This is a genomic window from Pistricoccus aurantiacus (genome assembly GCF_007954585.1).
Classification (GTDB): domain Bacteria; phylum Pseudomonadota; class Gammaproteobacteria; order Pseudomonadales; family Halomonadaceae; genus Pistricoccus; species Pistricoccus aurantiacus.
Genome location: NZ_CP042382.1, coordinates 3,478,293 through 3,498,515, shown reverse-complemented (window position 1 = coordinate 3,498,515; position 20,223 = coordinate 3,478,293). Strand labels below are relative to the sequence as shown.

At 59.8% G+C, this 20,223-nt stretch carries 17 protein-coding genes and 1 pseudogene; 13 read left to right on the top strand and 5 right to left on the bottom strand.

Going from position 1 to position 20,223, the window contains the following annotated elements:
- The first annotated feature begins 4 nt into the window (after nt 1-4).
- The 4 genes from narI (at nt 5) to FGL86_RS16530 (ending at nt 4,784) form a co-directional block, all read left to right on the top strand.
- A complete protein-coding gene (gene narI, locus FGL86_RS16545; protein ID WP_147185795.1) occupies nt 5-688 on the top strand; it encodes a respiratory nitrate reductase subunit gamma in 684 nt (227 codons plus the stop codon).
- 16 nt (nt 689-704) lie between these two features.
- A complete protein-coding gene (locus FGL86_RS16540; protein ID WP_147185794.1) occupies nt 705-1,526 on the top strand; it encodes a peptidylprolyl isomerase in 822 nt (273 codons plus the stop codon).
- 146 nt (nt 1,527-1,672) lie between these two features.
- Nucleotides 1,673-3,745, top strand: coding sequence for an LTA synthase family protein (locus tag FGL86_RS16535; RefSeq protein WP_147185793.1), 2,073 nt, complete (start codon nt 1,673-1,675; stop codon nt 3,743-3,745).
- Nucleotides 3,746-3,848: 103 nt separating this feature from the next.
- Nucleotides 3,849-4,784 carry a hypothetical protein gene (locus tag FGL86_RS16530; protein ID WP_147185792.1) on the top strand — a complete coding sequence of 312 codons (936 nt, stop codon included), beginning with the start codon at nt 3,849-3,851 and terminating at the stop codon, nt 4,782-4,784.
- Here the strand turns inward: FGL86_RS16530 and cmoB are convergent.
- Both cmoB and cmoA read right to left on the bottom strand, forming a co-directional pair.
- The gene (gene cmoB / locus FGL86_RS16525; RefSeq protein WP_147185791.1) at nt 4,777-5,763 is read right to left on the bottom strand and encodes a tRNA 5-methoxyuridine(34)/uridine 5-oxyacetic acid(34) synthase CmoB; all 987 of its coding nucleotides are present in this window, start codon (nt 5,761-5,763) and stop codon (nt 4,777-4,779) included. The genes FGL86_RS16530 and cmoB overlap by 8 nt on opposite strands.
- The gene (cmoA, locus tag FGL86_RS16520) at nt 5,764-6,507 is read right to left on the bottom strand and encodes a carboxy-S-adenosyl-L-methionine synthase CmoA (RefSeq protein WP_147185790.1); all 744 of its coding nucleotides are present in this window, start codon (nt 6,505-6,507) and stop codon (nt 5,764-5,766) included. It abuts the gene before it with no gap.
- 147 nt (nt 6,508-6,654) lie between these two features.
- Between cmoA and pgi the strand changes: the two genes are divergently transcribed.
- From pgi to FGL86_RS16490, 6 genes are all read left to right on the top strand, one after another.
- A complete protein-coding gene (gene pgi, locus FGL86_RS16515) occupies nt 6,655-8,355 on the top strand; it encodes a glucose-6-phosphate isomerase (RefSeq protein ID WP_147185789.1) in 1,701 nt (566 codons plus the stop codon).
- 35 nt (nt 8,356-8,390) lie between these two features.
- The gene (locus tag FGL86_RS16510; RefSeq protein ID WP_147185788.1) at nt 8,391-9,059 is read left to right on the top strand and encodes a YqiA/YcfP family alpha/beta fold hydrolase; all 669 of its coding nucleotides are present in this window, start codon (nt 8,391-8,393) and stop codon (nt 9,057-9,059) included.
- Nucleotides 9,056-10,939 carry a DNA topoisomerase IV subunit B gene (gene parE / locus FGL86_RS16505; RefSeq protein ID WP_147185787.1) on the top strand — a complete coding sequence of 628 codons (1,884 nt, stop codon included), beginning with the start codon at nt 9,056-9,058 and terminating at the stop codon, nt 10,937-10,939. Before FGL86_RS16510 ends, parE begins: the two co-directional genes overlap by 4 nt.
- A 6-nt stretch (nt 10,940-10,945) precedes the next feature.
- Nucleotides 10,946-13,198: a DNA topoisomerase IV subunit A gene (gene parC / locus FGL86_RS16500; RefSeq protein ID WP_147185786.1), complete on the top strand. Its 2,253-nt coding sequence runs from the start codon at nt 10,946-10,948 to the stop codon at nt 13,196-13,198.
- Entirely contained in the window at nt 13,195-14,127 is a 933-nt protein-coding gene (gene serB / locus FGL86_RS16495) for a phosphoserine phosphatase SerB (protein ID WP_147185785.1), read from the top strand. The genes parC and serB overlap by 4 nt, the downstream gene beginning before the upstream one ends.
- Nucleotides 14,128-14,191: 64 nt before the next feature.
- The gene (locus FGL86_RS16490; protein WP_147185784.1) at nt 14,192-14,449 is read left to right on the top strand and encodes a TIGR02647 family protein; all 258 of its coding nucleotides are present in this window, start codon (nt 14,192-14,194) and stop codon (nt 14,447-14,449) included.
- 14 nt (nt 14,450-14,463) lie between these two features.
- Here FGL86_RS16490 and FGL86_RS16485 read toward each other — a convergent pair whose 3' ends face one another.
- A complete protein-coding gene (locus FGL86_RS16485; RefSeq protein WP_147185783.1) occupies nt 14,464-15,435 on the bottom strand; it encodes a nucleoside recognition domain-containing protein in 972 nt (323 codons plus the stop codon).
- 106 nt (nt 15,436-15,541) lie between these two features.
- On the opposite strand from FGL86_RS16485, the gene FGL86_RS16480 reads away from it, so the two are divergent.
- The 3 genes from FGL86_RS16480 to leuA all read left to right on the top strand — a co-directional run bounded on the left by FGL86_RS16480 (nt 15,542) and on the right by leuA (nt 18,956).
- Nucleotides 15,542-16,573: a M4 family metallopeptidase gene (locus FGL86_RS16480; protein ID WP_147185782.1), complete on the top strand. Its 1,032-nt coding sequence runs from the start codon at nt 15,542-15,544 to the stop codon at nt 16,571-16,573.
- Nucleotides 16,570-16,920, top strand: a complete 351-nt coding sequence (locus FGL86_RS16475; RefSeq protein WP_147185781.1) for a protealysin inhibitor emfourin — start codon at nt 16,570-16,572, stop codon at nt 16,918-16,920. The genes FGL86_RS16480 and FGL86_RS16475 overlap by 4 nt, the downstream gene beginning before the upstream one ends.
- A 326-nt stretch (nt 16,921-17,246) precedes the next feature.
- Nucleotides 17,247-18,956: a 2-isopropylmalate synthase gene (gene leuA / locus FGL86_RS16470; RefSeq protein WP_147185780.1), complete on the top strand. Its 1,710-nt coding sequence runs from the start codon at nt 17,247-17,249 to the stop codon at nt 18,954-18,956.
- 77 nt (nt 18,957-19,033) lie between these two features.
- Here the strand turns inward: leuA and FGL86_RS16465 are convergent, their stop codons facing one another.
- Both FGL86_RS16465 and FGL86_RS18425 read right to left on the bottom strand, forming a co-directional pair.
- Nucleotides 19,034-19,483 (bottom strand): hypothetical protein, encoded by a 450-nt coding sequence (locus FGL86_RS16465; RefSeq protein WP_147185779.1) that lies wholly within the window; start codon nt 19,481-19,483, stop codon nt 19,034-19,036.
- 421 nt (nt 19,484-19,904) lie between these two features.
- A pseudogene (locus FGL86_RS18425) lies at nt 19,905-20,137 on the bottom strand (IS30 family transposase); the annotation flags it as partial.
- Nucleotides 20,138-20,223: the final 86 nt, after the last annotated feature.

Here is a 20,223-nt window from a genome sequence, read left to right as displayed (position 1 = left end):
CATCATGTTCGGTGAATATCTACAACATCTGATCTACGGCTACTATCCGTACCTGGCCGGCACGGTCTTTCTGGTAGGGAGCCTGCTGCGCTTCGACCACGGCCAATACACCTGGAAGACCGGCTCCAGTCAGATGCTCTCGACGAAGCACATGCGCCTGGCCAGTAATCTCTTCCATATCGGTATTCTGGTGATCTTCTTCGGCCACCTGTTCGGCATGTTGACGCCCCATTGGGTCTATGCGCCGTTCCTGACGGCGGGTACCAAGCAGATCCTCGCCATCGTCATCGGCGGCATCGCCGGGGTGATGGTGCTCATCGGCGGCGGCATGCTGCTTTATCGGCGCCTGTATAACCCTCGGGTCAAGGCATCCTCCAGCTTCATGGATACCCTGATCCTCGGCATTCTGGTGGTTCAGGCGGCGCTGGGTATCATTACCGTGTTCTTCTCCCTAGGCCATCTGGACGGCGAGATGATGCTGACCCTGGCGGGCTGGGCTCAGTCCATCGTGTTCTTCAGCGGTAACGCGGCGGATTACATGGCCAACGTGTCCTGGATCTACAAGCTGCATGTGTTCCTCGGCCTGACCATTATCCTGCTGTTCCCGTTTACGCGTCTGGTGCACGTCTGGAGTATTCCTCTCGGCTATCTTGGCCGGCGTTACCAAATTGTCCGCCGTCGCGGTTGAGCTTGAGGACAGATAAATGGAACTGATCGATATCGAAAACCTGCCCGGCGGGAGCGCCGCTCCCCCGGTTCGGGTCGGTAAGGTGACGATCGCCGAGGAGGCCATCGCCCAGGAGATGCAGTATCACCCGGCGGATAGCGTGGCGGACGCCCAGCTCAAAGCGGCGCGAGCGCTTGTGGTGCGAGAGCTACTGAGTCAGCGGGCGCAAGAATTGGGTCTGGCGCCCATCGTCGACGCTCGGGGTGTCGAAAACGATGAAGCCATGACCGATCTTCTGGATCGGGAGCTCGAGGTGCCGGAGCCGGACGAGACCGCCTGTCGGCGCTTCTTCGAAGCCAACCCTCAACGATTTTACGCGCCGGTAACCTTCAGAGTTCGCCATATTCTGCTGGCGGCGGCACCGGAGGATGCCCAGGCTCGGGATGCCCAGTATCATCAGGGCGTCGAACTGCTCGAACAGCTTTCGCGGAATCCCGAGCGTTTCGTCGAGTTTGCGCTGCGCCATTCCGCCTGTCCTTCCAAGGACGATGGCGGAGAGCTCGGTTGGCTGAGCCCCGGACAGACCGTGCCGGAACTGGATCGTGCTCTGGAGCATCTGCCGTCGGGATTGCACGATCGGCCCCTGGCCTCTCGCTATGGCTGGCATCTGGTCGATATCGAAGAGCGGGTGGAGTCATCGCCTTTGCCTTTCGAGCAGGTGGCCGACCGAGTGCGTCATACCTTGTTCGAGCAGGCCACGCGTCGAGCGCTGCGGCACTATTTGCTGGCGCTGGAAGAAACCTATGGTGTTGAAGGCATCGTGCTGGATGAAGAGGCCGGCGGTGCGCTGATGCAGTAACGCGCTATTCCTTGGAAGTTGATACCTGGCGTCCTTTGCTCTAGAGAGAGCAGAAGACGCCAGGCTTTTTTATTATTTTCATCGTCATAAATGCGCTTCATCGTTATAGTGGCGCCGGTCTTTTTTCATGATAGGTGCATGACACGATGGTGGCACATTCTCGTTTGGCGCTGTGGCGTGACGTCAACCGGCAGTTGTGGTGGCTGGGACTACTGGGGCTTCTTAGCCTGACAGTATGGCGGGCCTTGCTGTTCTGGCAAGAAGCCCCGGCGGACCTGAATCCAGGCGCCCCGATCCTTCTTTCCGCATTCTGGATGGGGCTGCGTTTCGATGCCAAGCTGTTCGCGGTCACCTTGGGCCCCTGGCTGCTGCTTGGCACCTGCCTGCTGCCGCTGCCCGCGCTCTTGATGCGAGTCTGGCGCCGGCTGTGGCCGGTGTGGGCAGGGCTTGTCATGCTGCTGGTCAACCTGCTGGCGGTGATCAATCATTTCTATTTCGGCTTCTATCAGGGGCCGCTCAACGCCCTTGTCTTCGGTCTGTTCGAGGACGACACCCGGGCGGTCATCGCTACGATCATCAACGATTATCCGGTGGTTCTCCTGTTCATCGTGCTGGCGGGTATGACCACGGCCCAACTGATGCTGATGCGTCTGGCGCGGCTGCGCCGATCGAACTCCTGGCGCTGGCCCCGGACAGCGCTGGCGATCACCCTGTCGCTGGTGGCGTTGATCGGTCTGGGTCGCGGCTCCTTGGGCACCTTTCCGCTGCGGGAAATGCACATGGCGGTAGCGGACAACGCCTTTCTCAACGATCTGGTACCCAGCGGCCCTCAAGCGCTGTATCTCGCTTGGAAGGAGCGTGAGGCCAACGACATCGGCGACGATCCCGAAGCGGGACTCAAACGTTACGGCTTCGCCTCGCCCATCGACGCGGCTCATGCCTTCGGCTGGCGGAAAGTGGACAGCGAAACCGCGCTGCTCGAGCATCTGCGCCAGACTACGCCGCGACGAGAGCTGCTCGAAGAAAAGCCGCCCCAGGTGGTTTTCAGCCTGATGGAAAGCTGGGGTCGGCCGCTGCTGGATTTCGATGACCCGGAGTCGAACGATCTACTCGGTCGTCTGCGCCCTTGGTTAATGAAGGCGGACTATTTCTCCAAGGCAATTTCCAGTGAGAACGGCACCTTGCCGAGTCTGGAAGGGCTGCTGCTGGATACGCCGATCAGCCCGCTGACCCAGAGTCGCTATGGCTATCATTCGTTTTCTACCTCGGCGGTGAAGCCATTCCAGCAGGCGGGCTACCGCACGATATTCCTCACCGCCGGCTCCGTGGGTTGGCGCAACCTGGGGGCCAATCTGCCGCGCCAGGGATTCGACGAGGTGATAGGCCAGGGCGCGATTATCGAGCGCTTTCCCGAGGCCACCGGTGGCACCTGGGGAGTCGACGACGAATGGATGTATCGCTACGGGGCGGAGCTTCTCGAGCAGGCGGAAGCCAGCGGGGAAAGGATCTTCCTGATGACCCTGTCGGTGACCAACCACCCGCCTTATCGTATACCCGACAGCTTTGATCCCGCGCCGCTGGATATCGCCAGGCTGGGCGATACGCTGGCCGCTTCGCGAGAACTTGGCCAGTCGATTCTGGAAACTTATCAGTATTCCAGCGACATGCTGGGCGGTTTTCTGAGCCAGTTGGAAAGGGATGGCCTGCTGGATCATACCCTGTTTGTTGCCAGCGGCGATCATAACACCCGCTCGATCCTCCAGTATCCGGATAGTCATGATCTCTTCGATCAGTTCGGCGTGCCGATTCTGAGCTGGGTGCCGCCGGCCTATCGCTTCGACGAGACACCGCGCCTCGATGACTGGGTGAGTCACCGGGATATTTTCCCCACCCTGTGGGCGCATTCCTTGTCCGGTGTCTCCACCCCCTGGATGGGAGATCAGCTTTATACCGCAGCCCAGAATGGCGACGGTTTCGTCTCAATGGCGCTGACGTTCAATCAGCAGGACGGCGGCTCCGGAGTGATGATCAGCGATCTAGGCGCGGCCACCAATCTGCGAAATCCGCGCTATTATCGCTGGGCGCAAGTGGCCAAGACGCTGGAATATACGTCCTTGCCGTCCGATGCCTTGAAGGCTCAGGTCGAACATGCCCGGGCTCGGCTGGCCTTGGAGGACTGGCGTATCCGACGAGAAGCCTTGGCAAGCAAGACACGGTAACTGCCATTAAGGTTACAATTTGTAAGTCGACTTTTTCGTTAAGTAATGTTTAACTGCGGATACAAAGGGACACAGAAGTCTTTAACGGATCCGACGTAACATTATGAAAACCGCACGTTATCTTCCCTCCTGGGTCAAGCAGTACTTTCAGAGCGAAGTCGAATCACGGGGCTATGTGATTCCTCGTGATCTGCCGCCGGTGGACCTGCGGGAATTGTCGAGCCACCCTATCGACGTGATGAAGCGCGCGAAGCAAAGTCCGGTTCTGCTGAATATCCCCTTGACTCACTGTCGAGCCCTAGGGTTGATGGCATATCCCTGTAATGGTGAAAGTCGTCATCCTTTCATCAGAGCGCTGAAAGAATATGCTCAATCCGGAATTGAGGATTACCAGTTATCGGAATTAAAAAAATATTACGATAATGTTCAGCCGAATAATGGCGCGGAATACCTGGGTCTGAAAGATCCTCAGGCCAGCCGATTGGCTAACCAATCCCCTCTGTGCATGGTCGAACCCTGGATAGGCAGCGCTGCAGAAAAGTACAAGGCCCGAAAACTTCAGACCACCTGGGAAGAAGCAAGGGCCAATGGGCTGAAGCAAGAGAGGAATCTGGAGTGGATTTTCATTGGTCCTCTGAGCGAGGCTCGCGGAGCGCTGGAGCTTCGGCGCCTGATTCGCCTTTATCAGAGTATCCAGACGAAGGGTTATCTCAGAAGTGATGATATCGACGGTGATATGACCGGTTTCTTGCTGGTCCGAGAGGATGAGTTTCGTGTGGTCATCAATCGCGGCCAGCACCGAGTCTGCGCGCTGGCGGCTCATGGCTACGCTACTGTGCCGATACGTTTTCTGGGTAGGGCGCCTTCCTTGGTGATACGAGACGAAGTGAAGCAGTGGCCTGGTGTCACGAGCGGCTCACTGTCCGCCGATGAAGCGTTGGAAATTTTTGACCGAATGTTCGAGGGGCGCCAGCCTCCGGCGTACCGACATTGCTATCCCGATTGGAATGAAAGTCCCGAAAAAGCCGCCGTCATTTAGGTTTCCGGGCCAGCAGCACCGCGCGGCGCGGCGCGGGGTAGCCTTCCCGGGTGAGCGAAGCGTCCTGCGGATCGAGAAAATCCTTGAGTGATTGAAACGTCATCCAATCCGTTGAACGTTGTTCGTCCACCGTAGTGTTCGCTTCGTCCACCACTCGCAGGTTCTCGAAACCACAGCGCTCGAGCCAATCGATCAGCGCCCTAGAAGACGGCAAGAAGTAGACGTTTGGCATGGCCGCATAGCGCGGGCCGGGTAGCAGCACTCGTGTCTTGTCGCCTTCCACCACCAGAGTTTCCAGTACCAGTTCCCCCCCGGGCCGCAGGCAGGCTTTCAACTGCCAGAGATGTTCCAAGGGAGAAGGGCGGTGATAGAGCACCCCCATGGAAAACACCGTGTCGAAGAATTCGAGATTGTCCGGAACGCCTTCGATGCCCACCGGCAGGAACTGGGTACGTCCGTGATCCGCGTCGCCGATGAAATGGCGCACTGCCTGAAACTGATAGAAGAAGCGTGGCGAGGGATCGATCACCAGGGTAAAAGCAGCGCCGGCGCCGGTCATGCGCCAGCCGTGATAGCCGCTGCCGCCGCCTACATCCAGTACTCGTCGCCCTGTGAGCGGCGCAAGATGCGGGGCAATTCGCGCCCACTTCCAGTCCGAGCGCCATTCCGTGTCGATATGTATGCCGCCCAGGGTATAGGGTCCCTTGCGCCAGGGCGCGAGTTTTCCAAGCAGGTTTTTGCACTGACGGCGCTTAGCATCATTGAGCGCCACTTCTACCGTGATGCTGTCCCGATCCAGGTCGACACGGCGCTCTCGAGGCAATTCGGGAAGCTTGGCTACCGCCTTCTCCCAAGCAGGAAGGTCGCCGTGGCGCTTGCGATCCAGCCCCTGGGCCAGCTGCTGCGGAAGTCTTGCCAGCCAGGTATCCAGCTCCTGATCGATGAAGGCATGATAAAGCGGACGATGGTGAGAGGTCACTTATTCATCCTTGAAGGCGATAATCGAGGCAAAATTCAGGTATTGAAACCAGGTGGTGCTGCGGGAAAAGCCCGCCTGAGCAATACAGGCGTGATGGGCATCCAGGGTGTCCGGGATCAGCACGTTTTCCAAGGCGGTGCGCTTCTGGCTGATTTCCAGTTCACTGTAGCCGTTGGCGCGCTTGAAATCGTGATAGCGCTCCACCAGCCAGGCGTTTTCCTGCTCGTCCGCGGCCCGGATCTTTTCCGACATTACCAGCACGCCGCCGGGCTCCAGCGCCGCGTGAAGTTTGCTCAAGACGCCGTCGCGATCTTCCGGGGGCAGGAATTGCAGTGTGAAATTGAGCACCACCATGCCGGAGGTCCGGTAATTCAGATGGCGAATATCGCCTTCGACGATTTCGATAGCGTGATCCGGGCACTCCCTGGCGAGGGTATCCTTGGCCCGGGCTATCATTCCCGGAGAGATATCCACCCCGGTCAGGGAAAACGCCTGGGGCGGCAGACGGCCCGCCAGGGCCAAGCCGACGGCGCCCAGAGAGCAGCCGAGATCGTAGACGTGAGCGCCGCGAGGCAGGTGACGCTCGGCGATGATGCCCAGCATGCCGAGAATCTGGCCGTAGCCGGGCACGGAGCGGCGAATCATGTCCGGAAAGCAGGCGACTACCCGTTCGTCGAAGGAGAATTGCGCCACCTGGTCCAGGGGTGTCGTAAAGATGGCGTCACGGTAAGATGCGTCACTCATGAACATATTCGATAGGGCGAGTTTGGCGGTATTCTACGCCCTGAGCCGTCGGGCTGCACGATCCCGCCACTCGCCGTGCACCACTCGCTGCATGCCACTTCGCCGTGCGTGTGCCACCGGCCATACCGTTTACGTCAAGGAGAGACCATGAGCCATTCCACCATCGATCAGGGAGCCGCTTGGCAGGCGCTCAAGCAGCATGCAGGCGAGATGCGCCGGATTCATCTGAAGACGCTTTTCGCCGATTCCTCCGAGCGATTTCGTCGCTACAGCCGCAAGGCTGCCGGGCTGACCCTGGATCTTTCCAAGCAGCGCTGGAACGAAGAAACGCTGGAGCTGCTGCTGGCCCTGGCTCGTGAAGCCCAGGTACCGGAAGCGATAGAGGCGATGTTGCAGGGTGAGCTGGTCAATCGCTCGGAGGATCGCCCCGCCTTGCATACCGCCCTGCGTTTGCCGGCGGATACCAGCCTGAGGGTGGATGGCGAGGATCTGGTGCCTGGGGTGCATGCCACTCTGGATCATATGGCGAGCATGGTCGACAAGCTGCATGCGGGACAGTGGCGCGGCGCTACCGGCAAGGCCATCGAGGATGTGGTGAACCTGGGTGTCGGCGGCTCGGATCTTGGCCCCCTGATGGTGACTCGCGCGCTGGTGGATTTCCGGGTGCATCCTGCGCATCCGATCGAGGTGCACTTCGCCTCCACCATGGACGGTTCACAGCTGGCGGACTATCTGAGCCGTTTCAATCCGGAAACCACCCTGTTCGTGCTGTCCTCCAAGTCCTTCACTACCGTGGACACGCTTTCCAACGCTCGCACTGCCCAGGAATGGCTGATGTCGCGGCTGGTGTCCAGCCGTCAGGCCAACTGCGGCGAGGAGGACTCCCGGATCGATGAGAGCCTGGTGTTGCGCCAGCATTTCATCGGCGTTTCCGCCAACTGCGAAAAAATGTGCGACTGGGGTATCGCCAAGGCCAACCAGCTGGAATTCTGGGAATGGGTCGGCGGACGCTATTCCCTGTGGGGCGCTATCGGGTTGCCTATCGCCCTGGTGGTGGGCATGGACAACTTTCGCGAGCTGCTGGCCGGCGCCCATGTCATGGATCGTCATTTCCACAGCGCCGCCCTGGAGGATAACCTGCCGGTACTGCTGGCGCTGGCGGGTATCTGGAATGTCAATTTCCTGGATATTCGTGCCCATTCGATCCTGCCCTACGATGGCCGGCTGGAGTATTTCGCCAGCTACCTCGAACAGCTGGAAATGGAATCCAACGGCAAGTCCGCCACTCATGACGGCCAGGTGGTCGATTATTCCACTTGCCCGGTGCTGTGGGGAGAGCTGGGGCCCAACGCCCAGCACGCCTTCTATCAGCTGCTGCATCAGGGCACCCAGTCCGTGGAGTGCGACTTCATCGCGCCCCTGCGCCGCTACGATCACGTGGAAGATCCCGATACTCGGCGCCATCTCAAGGCCCAGCACCGCATGACCCTGGCCAACTGTTTCGCCCAGTCGCGGCTGTTGATGCTGGGGGACGATGCCATCGCCGATGCCGCGCCCCGCCCCGCCTACAAGCGCTATCGCGGCAACCAGCCTTCGACCACGGTGCTGCTGGATCGGCTTACCCCCAGCACCTTGGGCGCTCTGATCGCCCTTTACGAGCACAAGGTGTTCGTGCAAGCGACCATCTGGGGTATCAATCCCTTCGATCAGTGGGGGGTGGAGTTGGGCAAGCAGATCGCCGGAGAAACGGAGAAGATTCTGAGTACTCGGGAAGGATTGGAGCGCATGGATGAATCCAGCCAGGGATTGATCGAAGCCTTGTGGTTAGCGGAGGGGGAGGAAAAATGATACATGTATCTGGCTAAATATACAGGTTTTGCGTTATGCTGAGTGATGCTCGGCCAGCTAGCGGTCTATTGTATCTGCACGGCTTCAACAGCGCCGCGGGTTCACCCAAGGCACGTTTGATGCGCGACGCCTGCGCTGACTTGACGCCGGCCTTGCCCTGCGAAACGCCGACCCTGACGCACCGGCCCGAGATCGCCTACGCCGAGGCAAAAGCGGCGCTCGATTCCTTGGGCGAAAGGCCATTGGTAGTGGGCAGTTCCATGGGCGGTTTTTTCGCCACTTGCCTGGCGGAGCGTTTCGACCTCCAGGCGGTGCTGATCAATCCCGCGGTGCGCCCGGCGCGACTGATGAAAGACTGGCTGGACGAGGAATTTTTTAACCCCTATACCGGAGAGCGCTTTCGAGTAGAGGAGAGCCATCGACGTGAGCTGGAAGCCTTGACACCGGCGCGCCTCACCCCCGAACGGTATCTGCTGCTGTTGGGCACCGCGGACGAAACCCTGGACTGCACGGAGGCGTTTCATGCCTACGCCGGCTGTCGTACCATCCTGCATCCCGGCGGAGATCATGGATTCAGCCGGTTGTTCGATTATCTGCCGGCAATTCTGGCTCAGGGCGGCCATCGTCTGCTTCCTGAGCAACTGAAAACACTGATGAACCGCTCATACACGCCGAATCTGCATGATCATTCTGGAACCCTATGACGCAATACAGCGCTAGCTCCATCGAGGTGCTTTCCGGCCTCGATCCGGTGCGTAAACGCCCGGGCATGTATACCGATACCAGCCGTCCCAACCATCTGATTCAGGAAGTCGTCGACAACAGCGTCGACGAGGCCCTGGCGGAGTACGCCCGGCATATTCAGGTGCGGCTGTTCGACGATGGCGGTATCGAGGTGATCGACGACGGTCGGGGCATGCCCATCGACATCCATCCAGAGCACGGGGTCAGCGGTATCGAACTGATCCTCACCCGTCTGCACGCCGGGGGGAAGTTCTCTTCCTCCAGCTATCGCTTCTCCGGCGGCCTGCATGGGGTCGGTGTCTCCGTGGTCAATGCGCTGTCCCGGCGTCTGGAAGTGGAGGTCTGCCGCGATGGCAAGCGCCACGCCATGGCCTTCGAGCAGGGTGAAAAGGCCAGTGAACTCGAGGTGATCGGCACCTGCCCCAAGCGCGCCACCGGCACCCTGGTGCGCTTCTGGCCGGAGGAACGCTATTTCGACAGCCCCCGGCTCTCCCTGCCGCGACTCAAGCATCTACTTCGCGCCAAGGCGGTGCTGTGTCCAGGACTCAAGGTTACCCTGACCGAGGCGGACGGCACCCGGAGCGAATGGCAATACGAAGACGGCCTACGGGACTATCTGGCCCAGACCACGGACGGCTTCGAGGTGATTCCCGCCTCGCCCTTCATCGGCCACTTCGCCGACGAGGAGCAGGCGGTGGACTGGGCGATCCAGTGGCTGCCGGAAGGCGGCGAGCCTCTGGCGGAAAGCTACGTCAACCTGATTCCCACTCCCTTGGGGGGCACTCACGTCAACGGCCTGCGTTCCGGGCTTCTGGAGGCGCTGCGGGAATTCTGCGACTACCGCAGCCTGCTGCCTCGGGGGGTGAAATTGAGTGCGGAAGACCTGTGGGAGCGTGTCAGCTTCGTGCTCTCGGTGAAGATGCTCGATCCCCAGTTCGCTGGCCAGACCAAGGAGCGGCTGTCCTCACGTACCATCGCCGGCTTCGTCTCCGGGGTGGTCAAGGACGCCTTCTCCCTGTGGCTAAATCACCACGTGGATCAGGCGGAAGCGTTGGCGGAGCTTGTCATCAGCGCCGCCCAGCGCCGCCAGAAAAGCGCCAAGAAGATTGCTCGCAAGAAGGTCACTTCCGGCCCGGCGCTGCCGGGGAAGCTCGCGGACTGCGCCGGCTCGGATCCGGCGATGAGCGAGCTGTTCCTGGTGGAAGGAGACAGCGCCGGCGGCAGCGCCAAGCAGGCCCGGGACCGCGAAACCCAGGCGATCCTGCCGCTGCGGGGCAAGATCCTCAATACCTGGGAAGTGGAGTCCCACGACATTTACGGCTCCCAGGAAGTTCACGATATCGCTGTGGCCATCGGTATGGATCCGGGCAGTGGCGACCTCTCCAAGCTGCGCTATCACAAGATCTGTATCCTCGCGGACGCGGATTCCGACGGCCTGCATATCGCTACCCTCCTGTGTGCGCTCTTTCTGCGTCATTTCCCGGCGCTGGTGGACGCGGGCCATGTGTTCGTCGCCATGCCGCCGCTGTATCGCATCGACCGGGGCAAGGAAGTCTTCTACGCTCTGGACGAAAGCGAGCGGACGGCGATCATCAAGCGCCTGGAAGCCAAGCGCGGCCCGGCCATCAATACTCAACGCTTCAAGGGTCTGGGAGAGATGAGTCCCCTGCAACTGCGGGAGACCACCATGGCGGTGGACACCCGGCGCCTGGTGCAACTGACCCGGGAAGAAGATGACGGCACCCTGGAAATGATGGATATGCTGCTGGCCAGAAAGCGCGCCTCCGACCGCAAGAGCTGGCTGGAGGACTATGGCAATCTGGCGGATATAGAGGTGTAAGCGACGATGACCATGGATATTCAGGTGGCGGAGGGGGACGTCGAGCGTCTGCCGCTTCGCGAATACACCGAAAAAGCGTATCTCGACTATTCGATGTACGTGATTCTCGACCGGGCCTTGCCACATATTGGCGACGGCCTGAAGCCGGTGCAGCGGCGTATCGTCTACGCCATGCGCGAGCTGGCCTTGAGTGCCAACGCCAAGTACAAGAAGTCCGCTCGCACCGTGGGGGACGTGCTGGGCAAGTTTCATCCTCACGGGGACAGCGCCTGCTACGAAGCCATGGTGCTGATGGCCCAGCCGTTTTCCTATCGCTATCCGCTGGTGGACGGCCAGGGCAACTGGGGGAGTCCGGACGACCCCAAGTCCTTTGCCGCCATGCGCTACACCGAGGCGCGGCTGTCGAAGTTCTCCGAGGTGCTGCTCTCGGAACTCGGCCAGGGCACCGTGGACTGGACCGCCAATTTCGACGGCACCATGGATGAACCGGTGGTGTTGCCCGCCAGGCTACCCCATGTGCTGCTCAACGGCGGCACCGGTATCGCCGTGGGTATGGCCACAGACATTCCGCCGCATAACGTGAACGAGGTGGTCGAGGCCACCTGCCATCTGCTGCGCCATCCCAAGGCCACCACCGCGGATCTGCTCGAGCACCTGCCGGCGCCGGACTTTCCCAGCGCGGCGGAGATCATCACGCCACCCTCGGACCTGCGCAAGATCTACGAAAGCGGTCGCGGCTCCGTGAAGCTGCGCGCCCGTTTCGAGCAGGAAGACGGCAAGGTGGTGATCACCGCGCTGCCCTATCAGGTCAGCGGCGCCAAGGTGCTGGAGCAGATCGCCGCTCAGATGCAGGCCAAGAAACTGCCCATGGTTGCGGATCTGCGGGACGAATCCACCCACGAGAACCCGACCCGGCTGGTGATCGAGCCGCGCTCCAACCGGGTGGATATCGAGCCGCTGATGGCGCACCTGTTCGCCACCACGGATCTCGAGAAGAGCGTGAGGGTCAACATGAACGTGATCGGCCTCGACGGTCGGCCCCGGGTCATGCCCTTGGCGGAACTGCTCGGCGAATGGCTGGCCTTCCGCCGTACTACGGTGCGACGACGACTGGAGTATCGTCTAGGCAAGGTCAAGGATCGCCTGCACCTTCTCGAAGGCCTGCTGATCGCCTATCTCAATATCGACGAGGTGATCCGCATCATCCGCGAGGAGGACAAGCCCAAGCCCGCGTTGATGGAAGCTTTCGGTCTCAGCGACCGCCAGGCGGAGGCGATTCTCGAGCTGCGTCTTCGCCACCTGGCCAAGCTCGAAGAATTCAAGCTGCGCGGCGAGCAGGACGAGCTGGAGAAGGAACGCCAACGTCTCGAGAAAGTGCTGGGCAGCGAGAGCGCTCTGACCAGGTTGATCGAGAAGGAATTACGCGCCGCGGGCAAGGAATACGGCGACGAGCGTCGCGCTCCTCTGGTGGAACGCCAGGAGGCCAAGGCGCTTTCCGAGGTTGAACTGCTCGGGGCGGATCCGATCACCGTGGTGCTCTCGGAGAAAGGCTGGATTCGCGCCGCCCGGGGCCATGAAATCGATCCGGAAGGGCTTTCCTTCAAATCCGGAGATCGCTTCCAGCTCGCTGCCCGGGGCAAGACCAATCAACCCCTGGTGCTGCTGGACGACACCGGCCGCGCCTATACTCTGACCGCCCACAATCTGCCTTCCGCGAGAAGCCAGGGAGAACCGGTCACCGGGCGCATCAACAGCGGCGGCGGTGCGATCATGAAAGGATTGCTGCTGGCACCACCGGAAAGTCGCTTCCTGCTGGCCAGCGACGGTGGCTATGGCTTTATCGCCAAACTCGAGGATCTCACCGGCAAGAACAAGGCGGGCAAGGCGGTGCTGAGCCTGCCCAAGGGCTGTAATGTGATGCCGCCCCAACCGATTCCCGAGGAAACGTCTTGCCAAGTGGCGGCGGTATCCAACGAAGGGCGGCTGCTGGTGTTCCCGCTGGAACAGCTGCAGGAAATGAGCAAAGGCAAGGGCAATAAGCTGCTGGATATTCCCGGCGCGCGAGCCGCGAACCGCGAGGAATATCTTCGCGATCTGGTGGTAATACCGAAAGGCGCTGCGCTAACGGTGCATTCCGGCAAGCGCAAGCTGACGTTGAAGAGTGCAGATCTCGACTATTACTGCGGCGACCGCGGGCGGCGCGGCAACAAGCTGCCCCGAGGCTTCCAGAAAGTGGATCAGCTGGAAGTGCAGTCATGACCGAGGGCCTGATGCTGATCCTGCTTGCGCCACGGCTGCCGGAGGACGTTGTCGCCGCAGTTGACGCCTTCATCGCCGAGCATGGCCTGAGCATCGAGTCGCGCCGATGGCTTTCCGAGCCTCGAACTAGTCAGGATCATGGCGCCTGCCTGGAATACCGGCTGGTCGGCGACGCGATCGACCTTGCGATACTGCGGCAAAAGGCCCTGGCGCTGGGCCAGCAGCAGGGGGTGGATATCGCCGTTCAAGAGGACTCACCCTGGCGGGATAAGCGTCGGCTGGTGTGCTTCGACATGGATTCCACTCTGATCAAGGCGGAAGTGATCGATGAGCTGGCGCGCCGTCATGGCGTCTATGACGACGTTGCCCGGGTCACCGAGCGAGCCATGCGCGGCGAGCTGGATTTCAAGCAAAGCTTTCGCGAGCGCATGGCCAAGCTTGAAGGGCTTGACGAATCCGTAGTGACGGAAATCGCCGAGAATCTGAAGTTGATGGATGGCGTCGAGCGGCTGATGTTTCATCTGAAACGCCTGGGCTATCGCACGGTGATTCTCTCCGGCGGCTTCAACTATTTTGCTCGTTATCTTCAAGAACGGCTCGGCTTCGACGAGGTGCATGCCAACGAGCTGGTGGTTGCAAATGGCAAAGTCACCGGAGAAGTGCGAGAGCCGATCGTCGACGCGGAGCGCAAGGCAGCACTGCTCGAGCGAATCGCTCACCGGGAAGGGCTGAATCTGGAACAGACCGTCGCCGTGGGGGACGGCGCCAACGACCTGAAGATGCTTGCCACCGCCGGACTCGGCATCGCCTTTCGCGCCAAGCCGCTGGTGCGTCGGCAAGCCAGCCAATCCATCTCTACCCTGGGGATCGACGCCGTGCTGTATTTACTCGGCCATTGTGAGGCGGATCTTGAGCCGGTGTCGGGTTGAGGCTGGCAAAGCAACACGCAGCAAGCTAGGGTCTGAACAGTCCTTCATCAATCGAGAGGCCGTCATGCCAGGAACCACCTATACCCCGGAACTGCTGGAAGAGCTGAAGATTCTCTGTCTGTTCAATCTGAACACGACTCAGGAGGGCATCAAAGTGCATTCCAGCGCCGCGCCGGAGGCCATCGCCGCCACTCGGCGTCTTCATGACAAGGGGTTGATCACTCAGGATGACGGAGGCTATCTGACCTCCCTCGGCCTCGACGGCGCCCGTCATGCCCAAGATCTGCTGGGAATTCTATTGCCCGCCAATGTGACCAGCTGATGACTTGAAGCTGTTCATGATTCGCTTCGCTCGGTTTTACGCGCCAGGACGCTCGTCAGTCCGGGCAGCCGAGCGATCAGCGCGATCACGATCAGGGCGAAGAATAATCGCGCCCAGAGGATACCCGAGAGATCCGCACCGAGCAGCATCACCAGCAGAGTGTCCTCGATCAGGCTATGGCAGAGTCCGAGAAAGCTCAGGGTCAACAGGATATCCCGGGGACCGAGCCGACCGGACTGGGCTTCACGCAGCAGCAGCCCAGCGCCGAAGCTCATGCCCAGAGTGATGCCGATGATGGTGATATTGGCCCCGTCCTTGCTGATGCCCAGCAGTCGCAGCAGCGGAAACAAGAGCGCATGCAGCAGGCGTTCGATCCTCAGCCAGCGTAACAATTGTAATAGCGTCATCAGCGCCAGGATCACGAAGTAGATGGTGATCAACGTCTGCAGTTGGCTCAAGGCCCAGGCGGAAAGACTGTTATCGCGATGGACGGGCTGCCAGACCACCCGATTGGCTTCCTGCAACCAGCCGGTATTGGCGTAAAGCAGATGCAACAGCCAGCCAAGCAGCAGTCCACCGCCGATTCTCAGGGACAGAGTCAGCCACCAGGGGACCCCGGCCTTGCGGGCCACGGCGCCTTCCACCGGCAAGGAATGACCGACCACCAGCAGGGTGCCGAGCACGGTCACCTGAGCGATGCTAAGAGGTTCGTTGCCAGCGAGATCAAAAAATACCACCATACCGGTATAGATATTGGTCAAAAGCGTCGCCGCCCACACCAGGCTCATGTCATCCGGCAGGCCGAGTAACGACATTAGCGGCGCCAGTAACAGACTCAGCCAATGAGTGACGCCCAAGGCTTCCAGCAGCTTGACGACAATCAGCGCGGGCACGAGTATCTTGAGGAGTGTCCAATAGACATAAAACGACTCGCGTAGAAGTCGCCACGGAATGTCTTTCAGGCGCAGGAGCAAACGGGCTGACATGACGGGTTTTCCAGACGATGACTGAACCCTGGCGGGTTGATAGGACGCTAGGTAGTTTACCGGGATCAGGAAAAGTCGCTACCACGAAGTTCCCAGGAGGGAGAACATGACTCACGCCGCACACCATTTCCTGCCTCCCTATCTTCTCGAGCGGGTGGCCTCGCAAGCAGAGCCAGGCCTCGGCCATCTGGCCAGTCGAACCTTGCTGGTCGATCGGCACTTTCGATCTCGCGCCGAGACCCTGGACTTGCCCGAGGCGAGCGCGGAAGAAGGCCAGCCGCTGCGCTATGTCTATACGGCGAACCAGGAACAGACATTGCCCGGCAAATTGATTCGCCAGGAAGGAGAGGAAGAAACCGGCGATATCACCGCGGATGAAGCCTACGCCGGTTTGGGTGCCACCTATCGTTTCTTCTGGGACATACTCGGACGCCACTCCATCGACGAAGTAGGCATGGCGTTGCTGGCCACGGTGCATTACGGACAGGACTACGTCAACGCCTTCTGGAACGGCACGCAGATGGTATTCGGTGATGGCGACGGCGAGTTGTTCAATCGCTTCACCATTGCCCTGGATATCATCGGACACGAGTTGGCTCATGGTGTGATTGGCCACGAGGCGAAACTGATCTATCAAGGTCAATCCGGCGCGCTCAACGAATCCATTGCGGATGTGCTGGGCAGTCTGGTCAAGCAGTATCATCACGAGCAGACCGTCGAGGACGCGGACTGGCTGGTCGGAGAAGGGCTATTCACCGAGCGGGTCAATGGCCGGGCCCTGCGCTCCATGGCTAATCCCGGCACCGCCTACGACGACAGGATTCTGGGAAAGGACCCCCAGCCGGCGCATATGCGCGATTTCGTGGTGACCGAAGAAGACAACGGCGGCGTGCACATCAACTCGGGTATTCCCAACAAGGCGTTTTATCTTGCCGCGATGGCCTTGGGGGGCAACGCCTGGGACGCGGCGGGTCGGGTCTGGTACGTCACCTTGACGGACCCGCGATTGCCGGAAGATAGTGACTTCGCGACCTTCGCCGAGATGACATTGCAGCAGGCAGGCCATCTTTACGGTGCCTTGGGTCGTGAGCAGCAAGCCATTCGTGATGCATGGCGAGACGTGGGAGTGGACGTATGAGCAATCCTGATCGAGCGAGTAAAATCCCGCCACCGCTGACCCCGGCCACCGTGGTTTGTCTAAGTCGAGAGGGTGGCATCGCGCATTTTCCTGGTCTCGCCAAGCCGCGCCGGATTGTCTGCGCGCGCCTGGATGATGCTCAGCGCGAAGACCTGCAGCGCCTGCTCGCAACAGCTCAGCAGCACCAGGAACCGATCTCTTCTGAAAGCGCCGACCGCCGCGTCATTAAGGTGCTGATCGAGCTCAAGGACAGCGGCGAAACGGTCTGGTCCCTGCAGCTGGCGGAGGATCAGGCACCTCAGGAACTGCTCGAACTCTGGAAGCAGATAGGTAGCAACGATACTTGACAAGGCGCTCGCCGCCTGTTTTTCTGGAGCCATGAACACGACATATCGCATTCTCGACCTACGACTACTTCGACTTCCCGCCGGCCTATAAAGCGACGGGAAAGTGCGCTACTTGCCGAAGAAAAGCGCCAACGAAAATTCAGTCAAGTCAAGGTAGAGAAATAGCGAAATGTTCCACCAGGTCAGTATCTTCTTTCATGCCGTATTCCGCGACGTAACCTCAGCCGACAGGGCGTTTGGTTCTCGCCGTTTCAATCATCTATGCCCCGGTATGCCTTGCGCTGCCGGGGCGTTGTCGTTTTCATCCATTATCGAGGAGACCTGCCATGATGCTCGCTGATCCCGCCGTGAAATATCGCCCCTTTGTTCCCGTCGACCTGCCGGATCGCCAATGGCCAGAGCGGCGCATCGAAACGCCGCCCCAGTGGTGCAGTGTGGATATGCGCGACGGCAATCAGTCGCTGATCGACCCCATGGACATGGAGCGCAAGCGGCGTTTTTTTCAACTGCTGGTAGCGGTGGGCTTCAAGCAGATCGAGGTAGGCTTTCCCTCCGCCTCGCAGATCGATTTCGACTTCGTGCGTGAGCTGATCGAGGAAGATCGGGTGCCGGAAGACGTGACCATTCAGGTGCTGACCCAGGCCCGCCCGCATTTGATCGAGCGTACCTTCGAGGCGCTCGAAGGCGCCAGGCGAGCTATCGTGCACGTATACAACGCCACGGATCCGATGTTTCGCGAGGTGGTGTTCGGGGTCGATAAAAACCAGTGCATCCAGATCGCCACGGACGCCACGAGCCTGATCAAGCAAAAAATGGCGGAATACCCGCAAACCGATTGGACCTTTCAATATTCCCCGGAGCTGTTCACCTCGACGGAGCTGGATTTCGCCGTAGCAATTGTCGACGCGGTGGCCGCCACCTACGTTCCGACGCCGGAGCACCGGATGATCGTCAATCTGCCTGCCACGGTGGAAATCGCTACCCCCAACCATTATGCGGACCAGATCGAATGGTTCTGCCGCCACGTCAAGAACCGTGAAAGTCTGGTCGTCAGCGTGCACCCGCACAACGATCGCGGCACCGGTATCGCCGCAGCGGAACTGGCGGTGATGGCCGGCGCGGATCGTGTCGAGGGCACGCTGTTTGGCAACGGCGAGCGCACCGGTAACGTGGATATCGTGACCCTGGCGATGAATCTCTATACCCAGGGCGTGCATCCCGAGCTGGATTTTTCCAATATCACGCCGATCATGCGCGAAGTGGAGCATTGCAACCAACTGCCGGTGCATCCACGCCATCCCTACGTAGGCGATCTGGTGTTCACGGCGTTTTCCGGTTCTCACCAGGATGCAATCAAGAAAGGCATGGCGGTACGCCGAGACAACCCGCAGGCGCCCTGGGACGTTCCCTATCTGCCTATCGACCCCTTGGATGTAGGTCGTAGTTACGAGGCGGTGATTCGTGTCAACAGCCAGTCCGGCAAGGGCGGTGTTTCCTATCTGCTCGAGCAGGAACACGGCATCGAACTACCGCGCCGCTTGTCCATCGAGTTCAGCCAGGTGGTGCAGACGGTGGCGGAACGCACAGGGCGGGAGATTACCTCGCAGATGATCTTCCAAGCCTTCGCGGACGAATATCTCGATCAGACCCAGCCCTATACGTTGATCAATCACCGGCTGAACTCGGAGCCGGATAGCCCGCGCCTTCATCTGGAGGCCATTATCGAGCAGCAAGGCAAGCGCCGCGTATTACGAGGGGAAGGTAATGGACCCTTGGCCGCCTTTATCAAGGCACTTGCCGCTGACGGCCAGGACGTGGAAATCATCGACTATCACGAGCACGCCCGCGGTCAGGGCGCGGATGCGGAAGCCATCGCTTACGTGGAAGTGCGCGTCAAGGGCGCGGCGATCTTCGGGGTGGGGATCGACGAGAGTATCACCAGCGCCTCCATGAAGGCGGTGATCAGTGCCTTGAATCGCCATCTGGCCAGGGACGAACCCGCAGCGGCGAATGTCACCGCCGAGACGCTAAGCTAGCGCGATTGCGCCAGGCGACGCAGTCATCGGTTGTCGAGAAGGAAAATGAAAAGGAGCCCGAATCGGGCTCCTTCGTCTTATTGTGACGTCTGGTTGTCTTGGGTCTCTTCCGAAGGTTCGGACGTTGGTTCACGAGTCTCGTCCACCCCCTGATCTCCTTGATCGGCAGGCTGACCGGCTTGATCAGCGTTCGAGGTATCCGACTGAGGCATCGCTTCCTCCTGAGATGGCATTTCCGCCGTGGAATCTTCGCTCATCTCACCCGCTGTTTCGTCGGACTGCATGGCGCCCGAACTATCGTCCGAGTCAGTATTGTCGGATGCTCCCATGTCGTCCTGCCCGGAAGTCGAATCCGTTGCCGGCTGCTCCATCGTATCTTCCTGTGGAGCTGAATCGGATTCGTCGTCGCTACAGGCGGTGAGTCCGGCTGTAAGCAGAAATGCCAAGGACAATACTCCAACGCCGCGCCATACGGCGCCGTTCCTGCGTTTCAACTCCATCAACTCTCGCGGTGCTTCGCGCTTCATAGCGTTTCTCCCTATTGACTGAAAATTTAGCATGCTTCCCTACGTCTGACGAAATGAATCTGGATCACCATCAAGAGGGATGATCTTCATTGTTTGCCATTTTTCAATGGCAGCTATCACCTAGGGTAGATGCTGTTTTTCCATTCGGGCAAATTGAATCCCTTCTTTTCTTGTATGTTGCAGCCCTTTGCGAAGGAAACATCGCTATCAGGTACGAGAAGAGCCCGTATCGGCCAATACCATGTAGAAACGCAAGATCGGTAGAGCGCGCCACCAAGAAGCAGGCGTCAAGCGGTGGTGGGGAAAAGGTCAGGGGGCGATCTCGAGTTCCAAGCTCAACATTATTGAAGGGTGGTCGTATCAGCGACGGACTTCTTGAGCACATCGGCATAAACTTCCAATGGCGTTCTCCAGTCCAGTGTTTTTTGATCGTGCCCCGTGGCATGACATGAAGCGCATTATAGATGGCCTCGTGAGAGATCTGGCAGTCGGGATGATCATACGTTTCAGTGTGCGGCTTACCTGCTCGGGTGACCAGTATTTACGTAGTAGATAAACCACCAGTTCGAACAGTTCGCCATCAGGATGCAGCTTCGATAATCGGCGAGGCCGGTGGCGTGTCAATCGGGCGCGGTGACCCGCCAAGCCGTCGTCGACATGCGCCAAGATAGAGGTGACGTCCACTATCTGTAGGTAAGCAGGAGGAGACCATGAATAAGCATAAGACAGTCGGCATTGAT